The following is a 16,295-nucleotide window of genomic DNA, read 5'->3' as shown; positions in this document are numbered from 1 at the left end:
CGCGGCTCAATCGATTGCCGATCAGTTTCAGCCACGGAGCGGAATGGAACACGCTCATCAGCAAATACATCGACCCCATTCCCCCCAGCGAAGAAGGATCGGCGCCGCACATCATCTCCATGTTCCCGGCGGTCGGCAACGTGGTGATGATTGCCATGGCTGCAAAGGTCGGCGCGGCTGCGATCGGCAGCCACGTCGCGATCCGACATGTCAACGGATGGGGTATTTTCGATGCGCCCGTCGACCGGTCAATATAAGACTCGCTCATTCGTGCGAGCCTTTGTTTTGATTTCGGAACGCCGCCTCACCAACGTCCGACACCTCGACCCACTTGGCGTCGGGTGCCGCGCCGGCCTCGTAATTGTCGTTCCAATTCCACCACTTGTATGTCTGTGTCTGGGGATAGCCTTCCGGAGAGTCCTCCCAGACCTCCTGCCGCCCGAGTGGGGTGATGTCGAGATAGCTCCAGGTGGTACCCAAGGCTTCGTCACCGCGGTTGTTGGTGAAATAGGTGCGGAAAATCTGGTTGCCATCGCGGAAGAAGACATTGTGGCCGTGCCATTGGTCTACGCCGAAATCAATATCGAAGCTCCCCTCGAAGCTGTACCAGGGCATCTCCCAGCCCATCCGGGCCTTCAAACGTTCGATATCGGCCAGAGGTGCGCGGGAAGCGTATGCGAGGGTGGTATCCCTCGCGTTCAGGTGGGCAAGATTTGAGACCTGATCTGCCCCGAGCGAGCAGCCGCGACAGGCGTGGTCCGGCCAGCCGTGAACGCCAGGCTCGAAGAAGGCGCGGTAGACGATCAACTGCCGACGGCCTTCGAACAAATCGAGGAGGCTCACCTTGCCTTGCGGTCCCTCGAATGCATAGTCCTTCTCGACTGCCATCCATGGCATACGACGGCGTTCCGCCGCCAGCGCATCGCGAGCGCGGGTCGACACTTTTTCCTTAACAAGCATTTCCCCCCACGCGGACGTCCACTCGTCCGGCGACACGATCGGGGGCATATTGGGACGTCTTCCCTTATTGGAGTCGTCTGCAGGTACAGTCCTGTCGTTGATGGTCATGGTCTTGCTCCAGTGATTACTCTCTCCAAGACGTTCAACGGGAGCAAAAAGAGTCAGGGATTTTTGCGCGCCGGCGAATAGACGCGAGGCGGCAGCGGGTGGCCCAAACATCTGGTTATGGGTTCTGCGACTATCGGGGCTTGCTTCGTCCCCGCATTCCCGGAGCTTGTGCCGATGAGATCTAACAAAGAGGCATCAAAAGAGCCGGGATCTGACTCTTTTCCGGCGCTTCGATCGTCTTGGCTTCATTGGAACATTGGAGCAAAGCAGATGAGCCTTAGAGATAAAAGCGCGGTTGTGACCGGTGGAAGCCGCGGCCTTGGACTGGGTTTGGTCGAAGCGCTTGTTGCCGAAGGCGCAAAAGTTACCGTGGTCGCCCGGGGAGCAGACGCACTCGAAGCCGTGAGAGCCCGTCTTGGGGTCGCAACCATCTCCGCCGACGTAACGGATCGCGCCGCCGCCAATCGCATCCTTGCCGATATCCGGCCGGATATCCTGGCGCTCAATGCCGGTGTGACGCCGCGGATGGGGCGATTGGATCAACTGAGCTGGGAAGACTTTTCGGTGGCTTGGGAGACGGATGTGAAAGCGGGCCTGTTCTGGCTTCAGGCAGCTCTCAATCTTCCGCTGAAGCCTGGGAGCAGGGTTCTGGTCGGCTCGAGTGGCGCCGCGGTGACCGGTTCGCAAATGTCGGGCGGCTATGGCGGCTCGAAGAAGATGCTATGGTTCATGGCGAAATATGCGAATGGCGTTTCGCGGGAATTGGACCTGGGCATCCGTTTTCAGGCGATCGTGCCGCGGCAGATGATTTTGGGAACCGGAACCGGCGATGCGGCCGCCGGCGCCTATGCAGGCTCGATGGGAATTACGCCGGAGCAATTCGTCGCCCGATTTGGCGCGCCGATGCCACCTCGACAATTCGGCGACCGGGTGATTTCTGTTCTGGAAGATCCACAATATGCCGATGGCATCGTCTTCGGCCTTAACGGCGACGCCGGCGTGACGGTTATGGAGGGGTGACGGCTTGACCAACGGCGAACAGTCTTCGAAAGCCGATCGACGGGCTGAGCTTCTCGCCCTGGCTGGAGAGTTGCGGCCCGAGCTTCACCGCTATTGTTCACGTCTCGTGGGTTCGGTCATCGAGGGCGAGGACGTCGTGCAGGATACGCTTGCCAAGGCATTCCTCGCCCTTGATGGACTGACGGAAACGCCGCAACTTCGCCCCTGGCTTTTTCGGATCGCCCATAACCGCGCCTTGGATATGCTGCGCAGCAAAGCCATCCGAGCTGCAGAGCCGATAGAGGCAGCACATGATGTCGTCGACCAGGCAAGCCCCGATCCCGTGGAGATATTGATGCGTCAGGAAGCGGTGAAGACAGCGGTATCGCGCTTTACAGAGCTTCCGGTTCTCCAGCGCAGCGTGATTGTCCTAAAAGACGTTCTGGATGAGCCGCTCGCCGAGATCGCCTCACTCCTTGATCTCACAGTCGACTCCGTCAAGGCGCATCTTGCACGCGGGCGTGCTCGTCTTCGCGAGATCAACGAGAAAGCGTCCCCGTTTCCTGAAATCAAAGCGCCCTCCGCCGCGGTGGAACGTTATGTCGGTCTGTTCAACCGGGGGGACTGGAATGGCCTGCGCGCGATGCTGGCGGATGATGTGAAATTGAATCAATCGACGCATCCCGTTCGAACAGGCTCGGCGGATGTTGGAATGTTCTTCAGCATCTACGCCAAGATCGGCGAAGTATGGCTTCAGCCCGCCTGGCTGGAGGGACGCGAGGTCATCGCGGTATTTGACAGCCGCCTGGACACTAAGCCGAGCTATTTCATGTGGCTGGAATGGCGCGGAAGAGAGATCACCTTCATCCACGACTATAAATATGTCCGCTACGTCATGGAGGGTGCGGAACTGACAATCTCACCCTAGGTTGCTAGGTTCCACAGAGTTCTGTTCGTCGCCATGCCCAAGCAGGCAGGCCGTATCACCAGATGAATGGAACCAGGCGCCAGCGCACCTGGCGGGCATATTCGTCATAGCCTTCGAGGCCCATCCGCAGTGTCTGTTCCTCGATGCTGATCCGGATGCCGAACAAGATGGCCAGCAACGGGACCGTCACCAGCCCCCACCACGATCCGAGCACAACAGAAGTACCGGCGACGTAGAAGAGTGCGCCGAAATACATGGGATTGCGGACGATGGCATAGGGGCCTGTCGTGATAACCGCCTGCCCGCGGTCTTTTTGTATCTTTACGACGGGTGCTGCGAAGCTGTTTGTGCGCATCGTCCAATAGATGAACAAGAGTGCGGCCATGAGGACGCCGGCCTGCCCATTGCACGGCGGGCGGCATCATGGACCAATGCCAGCGCGCAGCATCCGCCGCCATGAAGGCCATCCCTGCGAATATGAGGAGCAGGAGCGGGACGATAATCAACTTGTCCGCGAGTGGCTGGTCCTTCTGTACAGGCGGCTTCAGGCGCTCTCTGAGCAGACCCGGATCGACGCGCATTATGTCCAGCCCAAAAACGACTGACACGACGATCATTCCACCGAGATAGAGCCAGCCGCCGGCGTAATCCATCGTGCCCGCAGCAGCAAAAATGATCGCGCCCATGAGGCCGAACCAGACAATCGTCTGGACGAGGAGATTTAGAACGAGGCCCATTTCCAACCTTTCCCGTCGGAGCCGTTGATTCCTCTGCGCGGCGATTACCGTCGCCGGAATTCGGCTGCTCACTAAGGGCGCAGCGTATCAAGTACCCCTATATTTGACGTGCTCGATGAAGGCACGCAGCTTGGGCAAGACCTGGCGTATCCCCGAATGATAGAGAAAAATTCCCGGCGTTTTGACGGCAAAGGGTGCGAGCAGCGCTTGCAACCGGCCGTCAGCAAGCGGCGCTTCGGCAAGCGGGCCAGGCACCTGCGCAAGCCCCACACCACGGATCGCCGCGCCAAGGAGTGCGGGGTAGTCGTGGGCGATCAGCGGCCCGGAAACGATTGCCTCGACCGCCCTGTTGCCATCCGCAAAAGGCCAGGGCGCGATCGACCCATCCGAGCGGCGCATGCGCAGGCAGGCGTGTCCGCGCAGATCGTCGATGCGTTCCGGCCGCTTTCGCTGATCGAGGTAATCGGGGCTCGCGACGACGACTAAAGGAAAAGGCGGCGTCAACCGCACCGCGACCATGTCGGCGGCGATAAACTGGCCCATCCGGATGCCGGCATCAAAGCCTTCGGCGGCCAGATCGACCAGTTCCCCTTTTGCGGCAATCTCCACCTCAACCTCAGGATAGAGCCGGCAGAAGGACGCGATCAGCGGCTCCAGCAGGATCGGCACGACGGCCGGAGGCACGGAGAGGCGCAACAGCCCCGTTGGCCGCTGTCCGAGGTCACGCGCGACTTCGCTTGCGGCGACAAGCTCCTCGAAGGCTGGCTTTGCGCGTGAAAGGAAACGCTCGCCGGCTTCGGTCAGGCCGACGCTGCGGGTCGTGCGGATGAAGAGTGCTGCGCCGACGCGCGCCTCAAGCGTGCGCACTGCCTGGCTGATGGCAGATGGCGTTACTCCGAGTTCCGCGGCCGCTTTGCGAAAATTGCGGTGCCCGGCAACGCTCAGGAACGCTTCTACGCCATCGAGCGCGCCCTGTCTGACTGTGAAGTTATGCTTCATGGCTCGTCGACATTATCGCGAATAGTCGCTCACAGGAAGCAGTTGTAAACATGGCCTGACCGGAAACCTGAAAGGAATTTTGCGATGACCGACATAGCAGACGGCGTCCGCGACCACTATCTCGCGAACGGCCTGACCGAGCGGCTGAAGACGGCGCTCAGCGTTCTAGGGCCGGAGGATCAGCGGCTTACGCCTGAACAACTTGCGAGCCTTGATCAGTTTCACACGCTCGGTCTTGCCGCAACCGCTGGGCTTGCCAAGTTGGCGGGAATTTCCGCCGATATGTCGGTTCTCGATGTCGGTTCCGGCATCGGCGGGCCGGCGCGCTTTCTCGCTGCGACCTATGGCTGCCGCGTGACCGGCGTCGATCTCAGCAAACCATTCGTCGACGCCGCGCGCTATCTGACCGAGCGGACCGGATTGAGCGGGCAAGTGACATTCGAGACAGGGAGTGCGCTTGAGCTTCCGTTTGATGCCGGTCGTTTCGACGTCGTACTGCTGCAGCATGTGGCGATGAACATCGCCGACCGTGCGGGGCTTTACCGTGAGATCAGGCGCGTGCTGAAACCAGGTGGCCGCTTCGCGACCTTCGATGTCGTGTCGAAAGAGGGCAAGCCGCATTATCCCCTCCCCTGGGCGCGCACGCCTGACATCAGTTTCCTGATGACTGCTACCGCGACCCGCGAAGCGATCGAACAGGCCGGTTTCCACATGTTGGCCTTTCAGGATGACAGCGAGGCCGCAAAGGCTTGGTTCAGCGCTTTGCGTTCGTCGGGTGCGCCGCCCTCGCCAAATCTGGGCGTGGTGATGGGACCCGACTTCGCGCAGCTCTCCTTCAACCTCGGACGAAATCTGCTCGAAGACCGCCTTGGTATCCTGACTGCGGTGTTCGAGGCCGCGTCAACCAACAGCTGACAGGAGGAGACATGTCCCCGGCGATCATCTTCCAGATACATCTGGTTTTGGGTTACGTGCCGTGGCTGCTTTGCTTCGGCACGTATGTCTGGCCCCGGCTCAAGGCGATGGACCGGGTGGATGCGCAACGCGCCATCGCGACGCTCCACAGCTTTCGCTTCTTCGGGCTCGTCTTCATCGTTCCCGGCGTCGTCGGCCCGAACCTGCCTGCCGGTTTTGCTGCCTTCGCCGCCTATGGCGACTTCGCGACCGGGCTGCTCGCCATGCTGGCGCTTTTCACGGTCAGGATGGGCCGGCTCTTCTGGCTGTTCGTCGTCGCCTTCAATCTCGTCGGCGCGGCCGACATCATCATTGACTATTATCACGGCATCCAGTTCGGCCTTCCCAAACTTGCGGGGGAGTTGGGCGCCACCTACGCAATCCCGATCCTCTACGTGCCCCTGCTGATGATCACGCATTTCGCAGCATTCTATTTGCTGATGCGTCCGCAGGCGAAAGCAGCCAAGGCACTCGCCGGCAATGTGATGGCCTCCTAGGCTTCCGTAAACGGCAAGTTCGCCGGGAGCAGAGAGCAAGCGAGCGGTGCGTGATGTCGCGCGCCGCTAGCCGTTAGAAGCCGAGAGATTGCTGGACCGGCTCCTGAGATCCCACATGGACGCCTTCGAGTACAAGCATTCGCGCCTTAGAGACCGAGCCCCCGGGCGCTGAAAAGCCACCGATCTTGCCGCCGGCTGCAAGGACGCGGTGGCAGGGAATGATCAGGGCCACGGGATTTTTGGCCATGGCCTGGCCGACATCGCGGGCAGCCTCAGGACCGGCGCCGAGTTCTTTCGCCAGCGCCCCGTAAGTGGTCGTATGACCCCACCCGATCCGGCGTGCTGCAGCGTAGATCTGCTTGAAGAAATCGTCCTGGCCGTCGAGATCGAGCGTGATGGCCGAGAAATCCGTTTCCTCGCCAGCGAAATAGCGCTTTACCGCGGCTATTGCTTCGGCAACTTCAGCGGTGGGATCGCCGCGTTCGGCATCCGGCAGGCGGCGCAACATCAGGCGTTCCGTGCTGTCAGCGCTTTTCGTCGGCAGCTGAAATCGCGTTACGCCGACATCGTTCCAGGCGATCGCGCAGTAACCGCCCTCGGTTGCGAAGACATGATAGTGATGTGTTGGGTGAGCCATAACGCGGCCTCCATTTTTTCATTTGCCTTCAACATCGTGCGTTGGCGCTGCTGTTTCAACCCGATTCTTGCGCCTCTCGTCACGCATCGGCAAGTATTTTGTTCACTTTTTGTTCTTGAACTAGGACTCTTTTCACGTTAGTCTTATTCATCCTTTCATCATTCGGAGGCGAGGCTGCATGAGGCAGCCTCGAAAAGCGATGGGTTCTGCGTCAACACAGCTACCTCTTGATCTTCAAACCATGCAGCGGTGGCATCGAGTCACCCCTAGGAATGGTCAACCGGCATACTTCATTGCCATTTTGCCTGGCTTTGAGATCGCTCAGAAAGCCACCCTTATTGCGGATGGCTTACATCGAGAGCATGCTTTTTATAGAGGCCCGCGCCCAGCGGGCCTCCTGCATCTGACGACATGTGGAATAGGTGGCTACGAGGAATCACCCGAAGAAATCGCTGTCGCCATCAGTGAAGCTATTAAGGACATTCATATGGAGCCGTTCACATTGGTTCTGGATTGTCTGATGACCTACGATACGCCGACGAAACATGTCGTGCTCTGTGGCGAAAAGGGCCAAACTCAATTTCGGCTGCTCCATATCAAGCTCGTGAAGGCGCTTCGCCTCGCCGGTTTTTACGCAGCGCTCGATTGTGGATGCCAGCCGCACATGACCTTGTTCTATCGGGGGAAGGATATCGGCAAGAGACGATTGCCTGATCCCTTCGTGATCCAAGCGAGCCAAATATTCCTCGTGCAGAGCCATATCGGCGAAGGGCGGCATGACCATTTTGGCCCTTGGCCGTTGCACTAGATCGAGGGCGAAAGCAATCTTTCACTCCCTTATCTGACATGCCTTCCCAACGATCTCGCTTAAGAAATCCATGACGCTGCGGATCGCTGGCGACCGCCTCAGATCAGGATAGGTCACAAGCCACAGATCCCGTGCGGGAGAAGGAACGGCGGTCGGCAGGCGAACGAAGACGGGATCTGCGTCGCCCAGAAAAACGGGAAGTGCCACGACGCCGAGACCCGCACGTGCCGCCTCCTGCTGGCCGAAGACATCACCGGCGCGAAAGACGATTTGGCGGCCGGCAAGCAGGCTGTTCAGCCATGCCTGCTGCGTCAAGTGATCCAGCCTCAAATCATAGCCGATGAAGCTCCAGCTTTCAGGCGGCTGAGCGGCAACCTTCGGCAAGGCATAGAGACCGAAGCGCATCGTCCCGATGCGGCGAACCAGGAGGTCGGCCTCTTCGGGGCGTGTCATGCGCACGGCGATCTCCGCTTCGCCGCGATCCAGCGCCGCGGCCTCGGTCGATCCAGACAGCGTCAAGGTGATATCGGGGTGGCGCCGCCGAAAATCGGGAATATTGGGCGCAACCAGGCGTGCGGCAATCGACGGAGGCGCGCTCACCCGGATTGCCGAGGCGGGCTTGGCAGCGGCACCTCTGGAATAGCGGCGGATCGCCTCCACTTTCTCCTCGATTTCCATGGCGAGTTCGGCAATCGCCCGGCCATCCGATGTGAGGGGAGAACTCCGTGGCAAGCGATCGACGAGGCGCAAATCCAGGGCATGCTCCAACGCTGCGATGCGGCGACCGACCGTTGCGTGATCAACGCCGAGGGTGCGCGCCGCTGCCGACAGGGAGCCGGTGCGGGCGAGTACGACGAAATGAAGAAGGTCCTGCCAATCGATCATCGGTGCATTATTGCACAGATGAAGTGAATACATACCGAATTTATTCCAGTTCCGCTTTGTGGTCCTCTCTTCCCTGGAAAAAGGAGAAAGCCCATGTCGCTCGCCGTCATTCTCACTGCGCCAGGCGCGCCCGATGTTTTCAAGCCTGCGGATGTTTCGGTGCCCGCACCGGGACCGGGTGAGGTCCAGATCCGCCAGAGTACGATCGGCGTCAATTTCGTCGATATCTATTACCGCAAGGGGCTCTACCCCATGCCATCGGGCCAGAACGTGCTGGGGCTCGAGGGCGCCGGTGTCGTCGAGGCAATCGGTGCGGATGTGAGCGACCTGAAGGTCGGAGACCGTGTGGCCTATACCGGCCATCCGCTGGGCGGTTATGCCGAGCTGCGGACCCTTCCTGCAGCGCGCCTGGTTCGCCTGCCCGATGGTGTCAGCGAACGCGTCGCCGGCAGTTCGATGCTGCGCGGCCTCACCGCCCATATGCTGCTCCATAGGATTCATCGCCTGAATGCCGGCGAATGGGTTCTCGTCCATGCGGCAGCCGGCGGTCTCGGCCAGCTCGTCACAAGATGGGCGAAAAGCCTGGGTGGCCGGGTGATCGGCACGGTCGGCTCCGAGGCGAAGATGGCGATTGCGAAAGAGGCGGGTGCGGAAGCAGTCCTGCTGCACACGGCATCGGATTGGGCCGAAGAGGCGCGACGTCTCGCCGATGGCAAGGGCGCGCATCTTGCCGTCGACGGCATTGGCGGAGAGATGCTTTCGAAGACGCTCGGAACCGTGCGCCCCTTCGGCGTCGTTGCCAGCCTTGGCCAGCCGGCAGGCCCGATCCCGCCAGTTCGCATCGAGGAGCTGAGCTCTCCCCGCGTCATTGGCCTCGCCCGGCCGAGCGTGCTTGCCTATGCCAACGATCCCGACCTTTATCGCCAGGGCGCCAAGGACCTGTTTGCAGCGCTGCAATCGGGCCTGATCAACCCGATCGGCGCAGAATATCCGCTGGAAGAAGCTGCAAAAGCGCACGAGGATCTCGAAGCCGGCCGTACCACCGGGAGCGTGATCCTGACGGCTTAGCGCGGGATTGATAGAGGTCCCAGACGTGTCGTCCTGTCGACGGCGGCACGTCGTTTACGGCTGTCACGATAATTTATTGCTGCAGAGCAGCAATTTGATTGACGAGCTTAGCAATCGGCTGTTATCGGCATTTCAGTGACTTTGCGTATTCATTCGGATACGCCGTGTCATCACCATCCTGAACGGCAGCAAATTCCGGCACATGACGCGCCGGCGGATGAGGCCGTGCTTGCCCCTTTCAGCGGCCTTGAGCCGATCGCCTGATCCCCGTAGCGCTATCACCGATCTGCCCTGGCAAAGCAGCAGCATGGACATCGCTTGTCGATGCCCGGCGGTCAGATCTTGTGAAAACAGCCATGCAATCCACCTTTTCGCTCCTGTCCATCGTCGCGCTAACCTTCTTCGGCTACCTCGCGATCGGTCTGCCCCTTGCCGTACTTCCGACCTATGTGGATACCGGGCTCGGCTTCGGCGTCGTCTGGGCAGGCATCGCGATCAGTACCCAATATGTGGCGACGATCGTCAGCCGCGCCCAGGTCGGGCGTCTTACGGACCGCCACGGGCCGAAATATTCCGTAACGCTCGGCTTCTTTGCCTATATCCTCTGCGGCATCCTCACGCTGCTTTCGGCACTGGTCACCTCCGTGCCGGCTCTGAGCCTTGTCCTTCTGCTTGCCGGCCGGCTTGCGCTCGGCGTCGGCGAGAGCTGGGTCAGCACCGCGGCGATCACCTGGGCGATCGGGCTTTTCGGCCAGAAGGACACGGTCCGCATCATTTCCTGGAACGGCATTGCGACCTATGGCGGCATCTCGCTGGCAGCACCCTTTGGCGCGTGGCTGGAAGGCCAGTTCGGTTTCGTTGCCACAGGCGTAGTCACAATCCTGCTTGCGATTGCCGGTCTGCTCGTGGCGCGGACGCGGCCGACAGTGCCCGGCATCAGGAAGAAGGGCATGGGGACAGGACAGGTCTTCACGCGGATCGCCCCGTTCGGCACGGCTATGGCCCTTGCCTCCTGCGGCTTCGGCGTGATCATGACGTTCATCGCGCTGTACTTTCATAGCCGCAACTGGGATGGGGCGCCGTTTGCGCTCAGCGCCTTCGGTCTCGCCTTCATGGGTATCCGCATATGGCTTGCCCGCGTGGTTGCCCGCTATGGCGGCCTGCCGGTGGCGCGTCTTTCACTCGTTCTGGAGGTCGTCGGCCTCGTCACCCTTGCCTGCGCACCCAATCCGATCATAGCCATTATCGGCGCAGCACTTGCCGGCGCCGGCTTCGCGCCGGTCTTTCCGGCGCTCGGCAACGAGGCTATGGCTCAGATCCCGCCGCAAAACCGCGGCGTCGCACTTGGCCTTTACTCGGTGTTCCTCGATGTGGCGCTGGGTGCGACCGGGCCTCTTGCGGGTCTCTTTGCCGCCCATCTCGGCTATGCCTCCCCTTTCTTCCTCGGCATCGGGGCGGTGCTTCTGAGCCTAGCCTTGAGCTTTGGCTTGCGAAAAGGCGGCACGCTCTGAGCCATCGGACGCCTTTCTCCCCAATGATGGTTGCATCCTCGTGTTTGGACTTGCTATTGAGCCGATGAAAAGGCAGGCGACCAACAGGGAGGCAAGCGATGGAAATCACCGAAATCGTCATCGAAGGGGATACACCCGGCATCTCGTGGCGGCTGCCGGTATTTCATTTCAAGGGATCAGAGCCCGCTGCTCCGAAGATTTACATCCAGGCGGCCCTGCACGCCAATGAGCTGCCCGGCACGGCGCTTTTGCACTTCCTTTGCCAGAAGCTGCAGAAGGCGGATGGAGAAGGCGCAATCCTCGGCGACATAACGGTCGTGCCGCAGGCCAACCCGATCGGTGCGGCGCAGTGGCACTACGGCGAGATGGAAGGCCGGTTCGACCTCGGCACACGGACGAATTTCAATCGCGACTTTCCGCTGATTTCCATTCGCGACCGCGACAGCCTTGTCGAAAATCTCGATCGCTATCGCGCCTCCGAGAGGCTGAAGCGCCAGCTGATCCATATGGCGCTTGGCGCCGATCTGGTGCTCGACCTGCACTGTGATGACGAATCCCTGCAATATGCCTATATCGACGAGGCCTTCTGGCCCGAGGCAGCGGATCTCGCCGCAGCGCTCAACATGGACGCCGTGCTGCTTTCGGATGGTGAGAGCTCGGCCTTCGAGGAGGCCGTAAGCTTTGCCTGGAAATATGCGGTGCCGGGGGAGAAGAAATCACACTTCGCCGACAACCTCTCCGTGACTGTCGAATTGCGCGGACAACGCGATGTGTATCCGGACATGGCGCGATCAGATGCAGAAGGCCTGTGGCGTTTTCTTGCCGCGCGCGGCATCGTGCGTGACGACAGCGTCCAGCTCTTAGAATTCAAAGGTCCGGCAACGCCGCTCGACAACATCGAGATGATCCGCGCGCCGCAATCCGGCACCGTCTTGTTCCATCGCACGATCGGCGAGCGCGTGGCGGCGGGCGACCTGCTTGCGACCATCATCACCAGGCCCGGCATGGCCGATGGGTCGATCGATATTCATGCGCCGCAGGCGGGCCTGATCGTCACCCGCATCTCGGACCGCCTCGTGCATCGGCGCGGAGACCTTATGAAGATCGCCAGCGACAAGCCGAGCGCTGCGGGGCGCAAACCCGGCACATTGGAGGATTGAGAACACGATGACGGTCACGATCTACGGCATCAAGAACTGCGACACGATGAAGAAGGCACGCAGCTGGCTTGAAGAGCACGACATCGACTATCGCTTCCATGACTACAAGGCCGAGGGCATCGACAGGGCGCATCTCGATCGCTGGACCAGCGAAGCCGGATGGGAAACAGTGCTCAATCGTGCCGGCACGACCTTTCGCAAGCTGCCAGACGAGGAGCGCACCGACCTGACCAGGGAGAAGGCGATCGCGCTGATGCTGGCCCAGCCCTCCATGATCAAGCGACCGGTGTTGGAGAAGGACGGCGAACTCCTGGTTGGGTTCAAGCCGGAGATCTACAGTGGCGTACTTATTGGAAATGCATAGAGGGTTGCCATGTCCAAAACCACCCGTGCGACGCAGGTTCTGACCCAAGCCAAAGTCAGCTTCACCGTTCACGCCTACGACTACGACCCCAATGCCGAACGTGTCGGCCTGCAGGCGGCGGAAGCGCTCGGCGAGGAACCGCATCGTGTCCTGAAGACGCTGATGGCTGAGGTCGATGGGAAACCCGTCTGCTGCGTCGTCCCCTCGGACCACGAAGTGAGCATGAAGAAGCTTGCCGGCGCCTTTGGTGGCAAGTCGGCCAATATGATGAAGCCTGCCGATGCCGAGCGGCTGACGGGCTATCACGTCGGTGGAATCAGCCCTTTCGGCCAGAAGAAGGTGGTGCCGACCGCAATCGAGGAAGCGGCGATGAGCGAGGCCTATGTCTTCATCAATGGCGGCCAGCGCGGCCTGCAGGTTCGGCTCGATCCGAAGGATGCGCTGAAGGTCCTGAAAGCGAAAGCTGCGCCGCTGATCGCTTAAGCCGGAAGCACCTTCAATTTCGCCGCAAAGGGGACTAAGTCTTAGTTCCTCTTTTCCGAAATCAGCAAGCAGGTTTTCCCATGACGATCGTTCCGCAAAACACCCATTCCGTCGATGCCGCCAAGCTGGAAAAGCTCGCCGAAGTGGCCGTAAAGGTCGGGCTACAGCTGCAAAAGGGCCAGGATCTTGTCATCACGGCGCCTGTCGTTGCGATGCCGCTGGTGCGGCTCATTACCCGGCATGCCTATATTGCCGGCGCCGGGCTGGTGACGACCTTCTATGCGGACGAGGAGGCTACGCTCGCTCGCTACGAGCATGCCCCGGATGAAAGTTTCGATCGTGCCTCCAGCTGGCTCTATGAGGGCATGGCAAAGGCCTATGCCAACGGATCCGCGCGCCTTGCCATTGCCGGCGACAATCCGCTGCTGTTGTCAGGACAGGATCCGAGCAAGGTGGCCCGGGCCAACCGCGCCAATTCGGCGGCTTACAAGCCGGCTCTCGAGAAGATCTCGAATTTTGACATCAACTGGAACATCGTCTCCTACCCCAATCCCTCCTGGGCAAAGGTCGTCTTTCCGGACGATCCGGAAGAAATCGCGGTTGCCAAGCTTGCCAAGGCAATCTTTGCCGCATCGCGCGTCGATGTTCCCGACCCGATCGGCGCATGGGCCGAGCACAATGCCAATCTGCACAAGCGTTCGGCCTGGATGAACGAACAGCGATTTTCGACGCTGCATTTCCAGGGACCGGGCACGGACCTGAAGGTCGGGCTTGCGGATGGCCATGAATGGCATGGCGGCGCCTCCACCGCCAAGAACGGCGTGACCTGCAACCCCAATATCCCGACCGAGGAAGTCTTCACCACGCCGCATGCGCTGCGCGTCGAAGGCCATGTATCGAGCACCAAGCCGCTGTCACATCAGGGCACGCTGATCGACAATATCCAGGTGCGCTTCGAGGGCGGCCGGATTGTCGAGGCAAAGGCTTCGCGCGGCGAGGAAGTGCTGAACAAGGTGCTGGATACGGACGAGGGAGCCCGTCGTTTGGGCGAAGTGGCGCTGGTGCCGCATTCCTCGCCGATCTCGGCAAGCGGTATCCTGTTCTACAACACGCTCTTCGACGAAAACGCCTCCTGCCATATCGCGCTCGGCCAGTGCTATTCGAAGTGCTTCATCGACGGCGCCAAGCTCAGCCAGGAGCAGATAAAGGCGCAGGGGGGCAATTCCAGCCTGATCCACATCGACTGGATGATCGGCTCCGACAAGGTCGACATCGACGGCATCAAGCCGGACGGTTCGAAAGTGCCCGTCATGCGTCGGGGTGAATGGGCCTGAGAAGGCTGCCTCTTTCCCCTTCTCCCCTCGGTGAGAAGGGGGCCTCCCCTCGGTGAGAAGGGGGCCCGAAGGGTCGGATGAAGGTGCGGCACTGGAGACCTATCAGTTGAGGTGCGCGCAGGCCCCTCATCTGCCTGCCGGCATCTTCTTCTCGACGGGGAGAAGAGACTCGTGGCAATGGCACCCCGGCCATCGTGGACGTCCGCCTCTCAGAAAAGGCTGCCCTGCTTTGGCGGATGGATAGGCTCGGTTGCTTTTGGCGGGCGTTTTTTGACAGTCGCGGAGGGTGGTGCGGAAGATGGTGTGCCCTCCTCGCCGGTCACCGCCCCCACACGACCATCCGCGAATTCGATGGAGATGGCGGCACCCGCTGACAGGGCCGAGGCCAGTGAAACCGGCCTGTCATCCTCGTCTCGAACGACCGCATATCCTCGCTTCAACACGTTCTTGTAGGAAAGCGATTGCAGCACGCGATCCTGTGCCACGAGCTCCCCGCGGGCGCGTACCAGTTGATGGCGGATCGCGGTGTCGGCGTGGCGGGAAAGATTTGCCAGTTGATCGCGGGCGCGGGCCGTCTGGGTCGCCAAGCGGGTCGGCATGCTGCGCAGGGACACCTCGGCATTCGACAGACGTTTGCGGCTTTCCGACAGCAGACGCTCCACCCTGCGTTCGGCGCGGACGATCCGCTCGTTCAGCATCTGGCGCTTTTCAGCGATACGGCTCGAAAGGACTTCGGGGCGCAGATGGGCGGCAGAGCGCTCGAATGCGCGGCGCTTGTTCAGCGTGTTGAGTTCCAATCCGCGACCGAGACCGCTAGCTGCCTCGTCGAAACGGCGGCGCGGCAGGGCAAGGAGTTGGTCGAGCGAGGGCAGCGCCCGCAACAGTGACCTCACCGCCTGACGGCGCTGCTCCATGTGGCGGCTCATGCTCGTCTGCAACCGTGCTGCAAGACCTGAGATCTGGGCCTCCAGCTCGGCCTTGACGGGCACGGCCATTTCGGCGGCACCCGTCGGCGTCGGCGCGCGGACGTCTGCCGCATAGTCGATCAGCGTCCAGTCGGTCTCGTGGCCGACCGCCGATATCAGAGGGATCTCGCTTGCCGCAGCCGCCCGCACCACGATCTCGTCATTAAAACTCCAGAGATCCTCCAGGCTGCCGCCGCCACGAGCGACGATCAGCACATCGGGGCGCGGGAGGGCGCCGCCGCGCTCGAATGCGTTGAAGCCGCGGATGGCGTTCGCCACCTCCTCGCCCGACCCCTCGCCCTGAACCTTGACCGGCCAGACAAGAACATGAACGGGAAAGCGATCGGAGATGCGGTGCAGGATATCACGGATAACGGCGCCGGTCGGTGAGGTCACGACGCCGATGACATCAGGCATATAGGGCAAGCGCCGCTTGCGCTCGGGATCGAACAGGCCTTCGGCACCGAGCTTGCGCTTGCGCTCCTCGATCAGCGCCATCAGCGCGCCAGCGCCGGCCGGCTCCAGCGTTTCGATGACGATCTGGTATTTCGAGGAGCCGGGGAAGGTCGTCACCTTGCCGGTAGCGATCACCTCCATTCCTTCCTCGGGACGGAACTTCAAACGCGAGAACGAGCCCTTCCAGATGACGGCATCGATGCGGGCGCGGTCGTCCTTAAGGGAAAAGTAAGCATGACCGGAGGAATGTGGCCCACGATAGCCCGATATCTCTCCGCGCACGCGAACCTGGTCGAACGCATTCTCGACCGTGCGCTTGATCGAGCCGGAAAGCTCCGACACCGAATATTCGGCAAGGTTCGACGGCGAATCATTCTCGAAGAAGCTGCTCATGAAGCCTTTCTAGCGCAAGCTACCGGCAAGATCAGCAAGGGAGACGCAT

The 16,295-nt window shown here is 60.9% G+C and carries 17 protein-coding genes and 1 pseudogene; 12 read left to right on the top strand and 6 right to left on the bottom strand.

Going from position 1 to position 16,295, the window contains the following annotated elements; genetic code table 11:
* The first annotated feature begins 14 nt into the window (after positions 1–14).
* The gene (locus DTW90_RS37015; protein ID WP_188079897.1) at positions 15–257 is read left to right on the top strand and encodes a hypothetical protein; all 243 of its coding nucleotides are present in this window, start codon (positions 15–17) and stop codon (positions 255–257) included.
* 7 nt (positions 258–264) lie between these two features.
* Here DTW90_RS37015 and DTW90_RS07205 read toward each other — a convergent pair whose 3' ends face one another.
* Positions 265–1,008 (bottom strand): DUF899 domain-containing protein, encoded by a 744-nt coding sequence (locus DTW90_RS07205; RefSeq protein ID WP_246664932.1) that lies wholly within the window; start codon positions 1,006–1,008, stop codon positions 265–267.
* 330 nt (positions 1,009–1,338) lie between these two features.
* Here DTW90_RS07205 and DTW90_RS07200 point away from each other — a divergent pair, with 330 nt between their 5' ends.
* A complete protein-coding gene (locus DTW90_RS07200) occupies positions 1,339–2,088 on the top strand; it encodes an SDR family NAD(P)-dependent oxidoreductase (protein ID WP_149337361.1) in 750 nt (249 codons plus the stop codon).
* A 4-nt stretch (positions 2,089–2,092) separates the two neighbouring features.
* Entirely contained in the window at positions 2,093–2,995 is a 903-nt protein-coding gene (locus DTW90_RS07195; RefSeq protein ID WP_149337359.1) for a sigma-70 family RNA polymerase sigma factor, read from the top strand.
* A 55-nt stretch (positions 2,996–3,050) separates the two neighbouring features.
* Here the strand turns inward: DTW90_RS07195 and DTW90_RS07190 are convergent.
* Together DTW90_RS07190 and DTW90_RS07185 are read right to left on the bottom strand one after the other, a co-directional pair.
* Positions 3,051–3,732, bottom strand: a pseudogene (locus tag DTW90_RS07190) (isoprenylcysteine carboxylmethyltransferase family protein).
* Positions 3,733–3,819: 87 nt separating this feature from the next.
* Positions 3,820–4,731 (bottom strand): LysR family transcriptional regulator, encoded by a 912-nt coding sequence (locus DTW90_RS07185; RefSeq protein ID WP_149337357.1) that lies wholly within the window; start codon positions 4,729–4,731, stop codon positions 3,820–3,822.
* An 84-nt stretch (positions 4,732–4,815) separates the two neighbouring features.
* Between DTW90_RS07185 and DTW90_RS07180 the strand changes: the two genes are divergently transcribed.
* Complete coding sequence (locus DTW90_RS07180) at positions 4,816–5,646, top strand: class I SAM-dependent methyltransferase (RefSeq protein ID WP_149337355.1); 831 nt, start codon at positions 4,816–4,818, stop codon at positions 5,644–5,646.
* Positions 5,647–5,657: 11 nt separating this feature from the next.
* Positions 5,658–6,182 carry a hypothetical protein gene (locus tag DTW90_RS07175; protein ID WP_149337353.1) on the top strand — a complete coding sequence of 175 codons (525 nt, stop codon included), beginning with the start codon at positions 5,658–5,660 and terminating at the stop codon, positions 6,180–6,182.
* Between the two features lie 73 nt (positions 6,183–6,255).
* On the opposite strand, the gene DTW90_RS07170 is transcribed toward DTW90_RS07175, so the two are convergent.
* Positions 6,256–6,819 carry a methylated-DNA--[protein]-cysteine S-methyltransferase gene (locus tag DTW90_RS07170; RefSeq protein ID WP_149337351.1) on the bottom strand — a complete coding sequence of 188 codons (564 nt, stop codon included), beginning with the start codon at positions 6,817–6,819 and terminating at the stop codon, positions 6,256–6,258.
* Between the two features lie 178 nt (positions 6,820–6,997).
* Between DTW90_RS07170 and DTW90_RS07165 the strand changes: the two genes are divergently transcribed.
* Positions 6,998–7,627 carry a 2'-5' RNA ligase family protein gene (locus DTW90_RS07165; protein ID WP_132520325.1) on the top strand — a complete coding sequence of 210 codons (630 nt, stop codon included), beginning with the start codon at positions 6,998–7,000 and terminating at the stop codon, positions 7,625–7,627.
* 21 nt (positions 7,628–7,648) lie between these two features.
* On the opposite strand, the gene DTW90_RS07160 is transcribed toward DTW90_RS07165, so the two are convergent.
* On the bottom strand, positions 7,649–8,545 hold the full coding sequence (locus DTW90_RS07160) for a LysR family transcriptional regulator (RefSeq protein ID WP_246664907.1): 897 nt from the start codon (positions 8,543–8,545) through the stop codon (positions 7,649–7,651).
* A 60-nt stretch (positions 8,546–8,605) separates the two neighbouring features.
* Between DTW90_RS07160 and DTW90_RS07155 the strand changes: the two genes are divergently transcribed.
* The 6 genes from DTW90_RS07155 to DTW90_RS07130 all read left to right on the top strand — a co-directional run bounded on the left by DTW90_RS07155 (position 8,606) and on the right by DTW90_RS07130 (position 14,432).
* On the top strand, positions 8,606–9,580 hold the full coding sequence (locus tag DTW90_RS07155) for a quinone oxidoreductase (protein ID WP_149337349.1): 975 nt from the start codon (positions 8,606–8,608) through the stop codon (positions 9,578–9,580).
* 356 nt (positions 9,581–9,936) lie between these two features.
* On the top strand, positions 9,937–11,091 hold the full coding sequence (locus DTW90_RS07150; RefSeq protein ID WP_149337347.1) for an MFS transporter: 1,155 nt from the start codon (positions 9,937–9,939) through the stop codon (positions 11,089–11,091).
* 98 nt (positions 11,092–11,189) lie between these two features.
* Positions 11,190–12,251: a succinylglutamate desuccinylase/aspartoacylase family protein gene (locus DTW90_RS07145; protein ID WP_149337346.1), complete on the top strand. Its 1,062-nt coding sequence runs from the start codon at positions 11,190–11,192 to the stop codon at positions 12,249–12,251.
* A 7-nt stretch (positions 12,252–12,258) separates the two neighbouring features.
* Entirely contained in the window at positions 12,259–12,615 is a 357-nt protein-coding gene (locus tag DTW90_RS07140; RefSeq protein ID WP_132520313.1) for an ArsC family reductase, read from the top strand.
* A gap of 9 nt (positions 12,616–12,624) precedes the next feature.
* Complete coding sequence (gene ybaK, locus DTW90_RS07135) at positions 12,625–13,098, top strand: Cys-tRNA(Pro) deacylase (RefSeq protein ID WP_132520310.1); 474 nt, start codon at positions 12,625–12,627, stop codon at positions 13,096–13,098.
* An 80-nt stretch (positions 13,099–13,178) separates the two neighbouring features.
* Positions 13,179–14,432, top strand: coding sequence for an aminopeptidase (locus DTW90_RS07130; protein ID WP_132520307.1), 1,254 nt, complete (start codon positions 13,179–13,181; stop codon positions 14,430–14,432).
* Positions 14,433–14,641: 209 nt separating this feature from the next.
* Here DTW90_RS07130 and xseA read toward each other — a convergent pair whose 3' ends face one another.
* The gene (gene xseA / locus DTW90_RS07125; protein WP_149337344.1) at positions 14,642–16,246 is read right to left on the bottom strand and encodes an exodeoxyribonuclease VII large subunit; all 1,605 of its coding nucleotides are present in this window, start codon (positions 16,244–16,246) and stop codon (positions 14,642–14,644) included.
* Between the last annotated feature and the right edge of the window lie 49 nt (positions 16,247–16,295).

This window comes from Neorhizobium sp. P12A (genome assembly GCF_008365395.1).
In the GTDB taxonomy this organism is placed as follows: Bacteria; Pseudomonadota; Alphaproteobacteria; order Rhizobiales; family Rhizobiaceae; genus Rhizobium.
The sequence above is the reverse complement of the archived record's forward strand: the minus strand, read 5'-3'. Positions and strand labels throughout refer to the sequence as shown.

Bases quoted from the DNA above. Each gene is read 5' to 3' on its own strand.
- DTW90_RS07185 (WP_149337357.1), bottom strand. From the start codon at position 4,731: ATGAAGCATAACTTCACAGTCAGACAGGGCGCGCTCGATGGCGTAGAA.
- DTW90_RS07180 (WP_149337355.1), top strand. From the start codon at position 4,816: ATGACCGACATAGCAGACGGCGTCCGCGACCACTATCTCGCGAACGGC.
- DTW90_RS07175 (WP_149337353.1), top strand. From the start codon at position 5,658: ATGTCCCCGGCGATCATCTTCCAGATACATCTGGTTTTGGGTTACGTG.
- DTW90_RS07150 (WP_149337347.1), top strand. From the start codon at position 9,937: ATGCAATCCACCTTTTCGCTCCTGTCCATCGTCGCGCTAACCTTCTTC.
- xseA (WP_149337344.1), bottom strand. From the start codon at position 16,246: ATGAGCAGCTTCTTCGAGAATGATTCGCCGTCGAACCTTGCCGAATAT.
- DTW90_RS07130 (WP_132520307.1), top strand. From the start codon at position 13,179: ATGACGATCGTTCCGCAAAACACCCATTCCGTCGATGCCGCCAAGCTG.
- DTW90_RS07165 (WP_132520325.1), top strand. From the start codon at position 6,998: ATGAGGCAGCCTCGAAAAGCGATGGGTTCTGCGTCAACACAGCTACCT.
- DTW90_RS07140 (WP_132520313.1), top strand. From the start codon at position 12,259: ATGACGGTCACGATCTACGGCATCAAGAACTGCGACACGATGAAGAAG.
- ybaK (WP_132520310.1), top strand. From the start codon at position 12,625: ATGTCCAAAACCACCCGTGCGACGCAGGTTCTGACCCAAGCCAAAGTC.
- DTW90_RS07205 (WP_246664932.1), bottom strand. From the start codon at position 1,008: ATGCCCCCGATCGTGTCGCCGGACGAGTGGACGTCCGCGTGGGGGGAA.
- DTW90_RS07170 (WP_149337351.1), bottom strand. From the start codon at position 6,819: ATGGCTCACCCAACACATCACTATCATGTCTTCGCAACCGAGGGCGGT.
- DTW90_RS07200 (WP_149337361.1), top strand. From the start codon at position 1,339: ATGAGCCTTAGAGATAAAAGCGCGGTTGTGACCGGTGGAAGCCGCGGC.
- DTW90_RS07145 (WP_149337346.1), top strand. From the start codon at position 11,190: ATGGAAATCACCGAAATCGTCATCGAAGGGGATACACCCGGCATCTCG.
- DTW90_RS07155 (WP_149337349.1), top strand. From the start codon at position 8,606: ATGTCGCTCGCCGTCATTCTCACTGCGCCAGGCGCGCCCGATGTTTTC.
- DTW90_RS07160 (WP_246664907.1), bottom strand. From the start codon at position 8,545: ATGTATTCACTTCATCTGTGCAATAATGCACCGATGATCGATTGGCAG.